Genomic DNA, 6,181 nt, shown 5'->3' with positions numbered 1-6,181 from the left:
CGCGGGCGTAGGAAATTTGAGAGGAGCTGTCCTTAGTACGAGAGGACCGGGATGGACGTACCGCTGGTGTACCAGTTGTTCCGCCAGGAGCACGGCTGGATAGCTACGTACGGAAGGGATAAGCGCTGAAAGCATCTAAGCGTGAAGCCCCCCTCAAGATGAGATTTCCCAGTAAGTAAGACCCCTTGAAGACGACGAGGTAGATAGGTTCGGGGTGGAAGCGCGGCAACGTGTGGAGCTGACGAATACTAATCGGTCGAGGGCTTAACTAACTACCCAAGAAAGGGACGAAAGGCGCTTAGCGCAGTCCGATTCCTTTCACGGGGCCTCTAAGAAAAGAAGAACCAAATATGCTTGCAGGTTTCGGATCCAGTTTTCAAGGCGCAATAACTTCACCCCAGAGTGAAGGGAAGCTCCGATGATAATGCCGATTACTTTGCGGGGAGCCCCGAGAGCAATTGGCATGAAGAACGGATGTTCCTTGGCGGGAACATCAACCTTAAACCACGTTTGGTGATGATGGCGGAGGGGAACCACGCGTTCCCATCTCGAACACGACCGTTAAGCCCTCCAGCGCCAATGGTACTTAGACCGCAGGGTCTTGGGAGAGTAGGACGTCGCCAAGCAAGCATATGTACAACGAACGAAGAAGCCATTCTGGATTTGCAATCCGGGATGGCTTCTTCGCTGTTTTCCAGTCGGGTGATCGCGACGACAACGGAAAGGGCTCGGAACAGCACGTACATCGTCACGCCCAATGCGAGGAAGGCTGTTCATACTCGCACCGGGAGAGGCGCGCATCGCATCGTGCGGCGGTGCAAACAATTTCGCGATATTGAGCTGCCATCAATACTCCTTACTGCGCGTAACAGGAGGTGTCTTGCTTGTTGATTTTCAGCAGGCCGCTCTCGTGGTGACGCCGGAAGCGGTAAAACACAATATAGCGCGGCAGCATCAACCAGACGTGCACGATCAGGCAGCGGGCAATCAAATCAAGCGGAAGCCAAGGAAAGAAGCATCCGCAAATGACCACGGTGATCCATAAAATATGCAGATGAAGCTTTATTATTCGACGTAACGCGATGTAATTGGTTGGAATGAACCCGACCCACGGCAGCTGATATTGAAACGTCCACTGGCTGAGCGGGCGTTTTTCTTTGAGCATATAGTACAAGCAGATCAGCAGAGTATGAAGCGCAGGGATGGCAATAAGCGCGAATAATAAGTAAAATGGCTGTATGTGGATCAAGTCCCTTATGTACAGCACCGCCAATAAGCCCCAATAGATGCAGATTAACTTTTTATTGGAGTGAATTCGTTGCAAAAGCCGATAATGGTAAACCGTCGATTCTTTGGATAACTGCTGTTCCCTTAACAATGCGGATCCCTCGTCCATTTTCATAGATTTGTTCAACATAATATATCGGCAGGTTGAGACCGCGACATGAGTCTTTACAGGAACTTTGTACGAGCCATTTTCATAAAAATATAGCAGTAAGGGTTTACTTTAAGAGAATGGGGACATACTGATAGAAAAGAAGAATAGAGGTGAGTTATGTGGGGGAGCCATCACAAGAAACGATAACCCATAACTGCATCATCTGTGGACAAAACAAGGAGCAAGGCATTATCATTATATCAGAATTTATTTGCGAGGACTGCGAGCATGAAATGGTCCAAACCGACGTTATGGATGCCAAATATCCTTTTTTTATCCTTCAAATGAAGCAAATTTTATATAAAAAAGACGCATAGTTCGTCTACGAATAAAAAGAACGGCTCTCATCCTGCGGCATACCGTTGGTTGAGAGCTTTTTGTTTGATACAATAGGGGTATACATTGACAGGCATTATAGGGAGAACTTTAATGATGGACAAACAGAAGGCCCCGCTGTTCGAGCGGTTAGTCGAGCACGCCGGCAGCAAGCATATTAGCCTGCACGTTCCCGGCCATAAAGCAGGCCAAGGGCTGGCGGCGTCGGCCCGCCCTTATTATGAAGCCATCCTGCAGTTGGATGCGACGGAAATTACCGGGCTCGATGATTTGCATCATCCCGAGGAAGCGATTTTGGAAGCGCAGCAGCTGGCGGCCGATTGCTTTGGCGCGGAAGAAAGCTTCTTTCTGGTAAATGGCAGCACAGTGGGCAATTTGGCGATGATTCTTAGCGTGTGCCGGAGAGGAGAGCTGCTGCTCGTTCAGCGGGATGTGCACAAGTCGGTAATTCACGGGCTTATGCTTGCGGGGGCGAAAGCTGTATTTTTGAACCCGGAGGTAGATTCGGAGACCGGATTGACGCTTGGGTTGCGGCCTGATGCCGTCGAGCAAGCATTGGAAAAGTATCCGGCGGCAAAAGGACTGCTGCTCACACGGCCGGGCTATTACGGCACGGCGGTTTCGCTGGAGCCGATCGCGAAGCTCCTTCATGACCGGCAAAAGCCGCTGCTGGTGGATGAGGCTCACGGTGCGCATTTCGGGTTTCACCCTGCGCTGCCGAAGGCCGCATTGTCCTACGGAGCCGATGCAGTCGTGCAGTCGACGCATAAATTGCTGACCGCCATGACGATGGGGGCGATGCTGCATGTTCAAGGAGAGCGGATAGACCGCAAAGAAATCAAAAGGTACCTGACGATGCTGCAAAGCTCCAGCCCGTCCTATCCATTGATGGCCAGCCTGGATCTTAGTCGGATGCAGATGCATACAAAGGGCGAAGAGCTGCTGCAGCAGGGGATGTCGGTTGTGGGACAATTCAAGGAGCATATGAAGACGCAAAGCCGCTTTCAACTGCAGGAGCCGCAGGCTGCGGATGTCGACGGCGTGCTTCAGGATCCGTTCAAGGTCATTCTTACGGATGCCGAAGGCCGGATGAGCGGCTTTGCTCTAAAGGATGAGCTTGAAGCGCGAGACTGTTTCGTCGAGCTGGCCGATCCGCAGGCTGTGCTCCTTGTGTTCAGCTTGGCGTCCACGTCGGATGATGTCGACCGGCTGGTCGGAGCGCTGCGCAGCATCGCGAATGACCTTCAAGGGGAGGCCGGGCCGCCCGCCGATTTAAGCAGCCGGCTGCAGCCGGCTCAGACTTATTCGGCCGTACCCGGATTGTCTGAGCCTGTTTCGTTCGATGAGCAGATGTACCGGAACAAGGGAACGGCGCAGCTTCCGCTGGAGGAAGCGGTCGGTATGATGGCGGCCGAGATGATTGTCCCTTATCCGCCGGGAATCCCGGTCTTATGTCCGGGCGAATCGATTTCCGCGGAGGTTGTCCGGTATTTGACCCGGCTGTCCGCGATGGGTGCGCGTATCCATGGAATGACTTCGGGGGCAGAGCCAATGCTGCCGGTATTAATTGCGACAAGAGAACAATAGATTGGGGAAAATCGGACGATGCATAAAGGTTATTTTTTGACTGTAGAGGGTGGGGAAGGAGCTGGCAAGTCATCGGTTATATCGCGTGCCGGCGAATATTTGGCAGCATTGGGTCATAAGGTGACCGTCTCCCGTGAGCCGGGAGGCATCGAGATTGCCGAACAAATCAGATCCGTCATTCTCGATAAACAAAATACGAAGATGGACGGACGCACCGAAGCGCTATTATATGCCGCGGCGCGCAGACAGCATCTTGTCGAAAAAATTATCCCCTCTTTGGAAGAAGGGCACGTATTGATCTGCGACCGATTTATCGACAGCAGTTTGGCGTACCAGGGGCACGCCAGAGGGCTTGGCATCCAGGAGGTCATGGCGATTAACAGCTTTGCGATCGATCATGTGCTGCCGGATTTAACGATTTATTTGGATGTACTGCCGGAAGTGGGCTTGAGCCGTATCCATGCGCATGGCGACAGAGAAATCAATCGTCTTGATCTGGAATCGATGGCGTTTCATGAAAAGGTCCGCGAAGGCTATTTGCTGATCAGGGAAATGTTTCCGGACCGGATCGTGACCATTGACGCCAACCAGGGACAGGATGATGTTTTTGAGCAGGTAAAGCAGGCATTGGATCGCTTTCTGGCGCGAAACAACGGGTAAGGCAGGCAGCAGCGCGGTTTGTCTAAACGAAATGCGAACCTGGGCGGCATTGTCGACATATACTGGTGTAGTACCCGGTTCACAAAAGCGGCGTGCTCAGCGTAATCGGCCTCTTATTTATGAAAAGCCGGCAGTTCTTTAAGACCCGCTTCTCCCCAAAAAGCAGGAATTAGGCATATCCGTGTCAAATTATATACTACTGGAGGAAAAACACTGCCTAGGAGTCGTCATACGCGGCCAGATGGCGGTAAGTCACTCAGCCGTGATCCGGGAAATCGTTTCAATAACGAAAAGGAGGGCAATGTGATGAAATTAGTTGTTGCCGTTGTACAGGACAAAGATAGCAACCGTCTCTCGAACGCTTTGATCAAGGAAGGATTTCGGGCAACGAAATTGGCGAGTACCGGCGGTTTTCTGCGGGCCGGCAATACAACCTTTATGATCGGGATCGAAGACGAGCGGATTAGCGAAGTCATGCAGGTAATTAAAGCGAATTGCAAAATTCGTGAGCAAATGGTCACACCGGTATCACCGATGGGCGGTACGACGGATTCCTATATCCCGTTCCCGGTAGAGGTACAGGTTGGCGGGGCGGCGGTATTCGTGCTTCCCGTCGAACGATTCGAGCATTTCTAGGAGAGGTTGGACTACAGCGTGAAAATAAATCCGGGCTGGCGCCCTTTCGGTAAAGAGATTCAGCGCAACGAGCATGCATCGTCCCAGCAGCTGCAGAGCAAATCGTTTTCCGATATGATGCAGCAGCAGGACGAAAGGGCGTCAGAGGAGCAGCTGCAGCGCATATTGCAGCAGATCAGCATGCAGGGCGACAGGCTCGCCAAATCGATGACGGTGCGGGAGCTTCGCCAATATAAGCTGCTCGTCAAGCAGTTTCTGGAGGAAACCGCACGCCGCGGTGTTCAGCTTCGCGATACACGGGGATGGGATCGACGCGGGCGCGCCAAGCGCTATAAGCTGCTCGAGGAAATCGATAAGCAGCTGCTTACGATGGCGGACGATATGCTCCAGTATGAGCAGGGACGCATTGACCTGCTGCATAAAATCGGCGAGATCCGGGGTATGCTGATCAATCTTGCTTTTTAATCCATGAACGTGCGAATCGCATTTCTTCTATATAAACGTGTTCTTCTATATAATTTAGGAAAGGATTCAACTGACCTGAAATGTCTTTTCAATCCATCCCAGGACAAGATCGTGTCAAACGTATATTACAAAACAGTCTGCGTACCGACAAAGTGTCGCACGCTTATATATTTACGGGACCGGCGGGCACGGGGCGGAGACAGGTGGCGCTCGCCTTTGCCCAGGCGCTGTACTGCCAGGTGCTGCCTGACGACGCTTGCGGCGAATGCCTGGACTGCCGTAAGGTCGAGCATGGCAACCATCCGGATCTGCACTGGGTAAAGCCTGACGGCGCCTCGATCAAAATAGAGCAAATCCGCGAGCTGCAAAAGCAATTCTCTTACCGTGCCGGCTCGTCGGGACTGAAGATGTATGTGCTCGAGGATGCCGATAAAATGACGGTGCAGGCGGCGAACAGCCTGCTGAAATTTTTGGAGGAACCGACCTCGCGCGTCGTAGCCGTGTTGATTACGGATAACGGACAAGCACTCCTGCCGACGATCCGGTCACGGGCGCAATGGGTCCCGTTTGCCCCGCTCAGCCGTCAAACGATGGTCGCTGCACTGCAGGCGGAAGGCCATCCTTCCGTCCTTATCCAGCCTGCGGTGCGGCTGGCGGCGGGAACGGCTGCCGCGCGGGAGCTTATTCAAGGAAATGGGTTTGCAGAAATCAGAAATCTAGTGATACAATTGACGAAGGAGAGCTTGACCCGTTTGCCTGCGGCCATGCTGACAGCGCAGCAGAAGCTGGCGAAATCGGAGCTGTCGGATCAACTCCCTATGTTTATGGACATGCTGATCTTATGGCTCAAAGATATGGTACGGTTAAATCTCGGAGACCGGAACGACCTGGTTTACGCAGATCAATCCGATTGGATGGCAGGGCAGTCCCTGTCTTATGATATGAAGCATTGGGTTCACTGCCTGGATCAAGCGATTGAACTGAAAAAAAGACTTCGCTTCCATGCTAACCCGCAGCTCGTGCTCGAGAAAATGTTGATGCAACTGAAGGGGGTGTAAC

7 protein-coding genes and 2 rRNA genes are annotated in these 6,181 nt (G+C 52.5%); 8 read left to right on the top strand and 1 reads right to left on the bottom strand.

Annotation, left to right across the window (positions count from 1 at the left end; genetic code table 11):
• A 23S ribosomal RNA gene (locus E1757_RS32315) occupies positions 1-272 on the top strand; the annotation flags it as partial.
• 237 nt (positions 273-509) lie between these two features.
• Positions 510-626 (top strand): 5S ribosomal RNA (rrf, locus tag E1757_RS32310).
• 230 nt (positions 627-856) lie between these two features.
• Here the strand turns inward: rrf and E1757_RS32305 are convergent.
• Complete coding sequence (locus E1757_RS32305; protein ID WP_133236052.1) at positions 857-1,378, bottom strand: hypothetical protein; 522 nt, start codon at positions 1,376-1,378, stop codon at positions 857-859.
• A gap of 170 nt (positions 1,379-1,548) precedes the next feature.
• On the opposite strand from E1757_RS32305, the gene E1757_RS32300 reads away from it, so the two are divergent.
• The 6 genes from E1757_RS32300 to holB all read left to right on the top strand — a co-directional run bounded on the left by E1757_RS32300 (position 1,549) and on the right by holB (position 6,180).
• Positions 1,549-1,755, top strand: a complete 207-nt coding sequence (locus tag E1757_RS32300) for a sigma factor G inhibitor Gin (RefSeq protein ID WP_425464875.1) — start codon at positions 1,549-1,551, stop codon at positions 1,753-1,755.
• A 112-nt stretch (positions 1,756-1,867) separates the two neighbouring features.
• Positions 1,868-3,361, top strand: coding sequence for an aminotransferase class I/II-fold pyridoxal phosphate-dependent enzyme (locus E1757_RS32295; protein WP_133236047.1), 1,494 nt, complete (start codon positions 1,868-1,870; stop codon positions 3,359-3,361).
• A gap of 18 nt (positions 3,362-3,379) precedes the next feature.
• Positions 3,380-4,021 (top strand): dTMP kinase, encoded by a 642-nt coding sequence (gene tmk / locus E1757_RS32290; RefSeq protein ID WP_133236045.1) that lies wholly within the window; start codon positions 3,380-3,382, stop codon positions 4,019-4,021.
• Positions 4,022-4,327: 306 nt separating this feature from the next.
• Complete coding sequence (locus E1757_RS32285; RefSeq protein ID WP_133236042.1) at positions 4,328-4,657, top strand: cyclic-di-AMP receptor; 330 nt, start codon at positions 4,328-4,330, stop codon at positions 4,655-4,657.
• Positions 4,658-4,675: 18 nt separating this feature from the next.
• Positions 4,676-5,122 carry a YaaR family protein gene (locus tag E1757_RS32280; protein ID WP_133236040.1) on the top strand — a complete coding sequence of 149 codons (447 nt, stop codon included), beginning with the start codon at positions 4,676-4,678 and terminating at the stop codon, positions 5,120-5,122.
• An 80-nt stretch (positions 5,123-5,202) separates the two neighbouring features.
• Complete coding sequence (gene holB, locus E1757_RS32275) at positions 5,203-6,180, top strand: DNA polymerase III subunit delta' (RefSeq protein WP_133236038.1); 978 nt, start codon at positions 5,203-5,205, stop codon at positions 6,178-6,180.
• Position 6,181: the final 1 nt, after the last annotated feature.

It is taken from the genome of Paenibacillus piri (assembly GCF_004354045.1).
In the GTDB taxonomy this organism is placed as follows: Bacteria; Bacillota; Bacilli; order Paenibacillales; family NBRC-103111; genus Paenibacillus_S; species Paenibacillus_S piri.
Note: the sequence above shows the minus strand (reverse complement) of the source record. Positions and strands in the feature narration are given on the sequence as shown.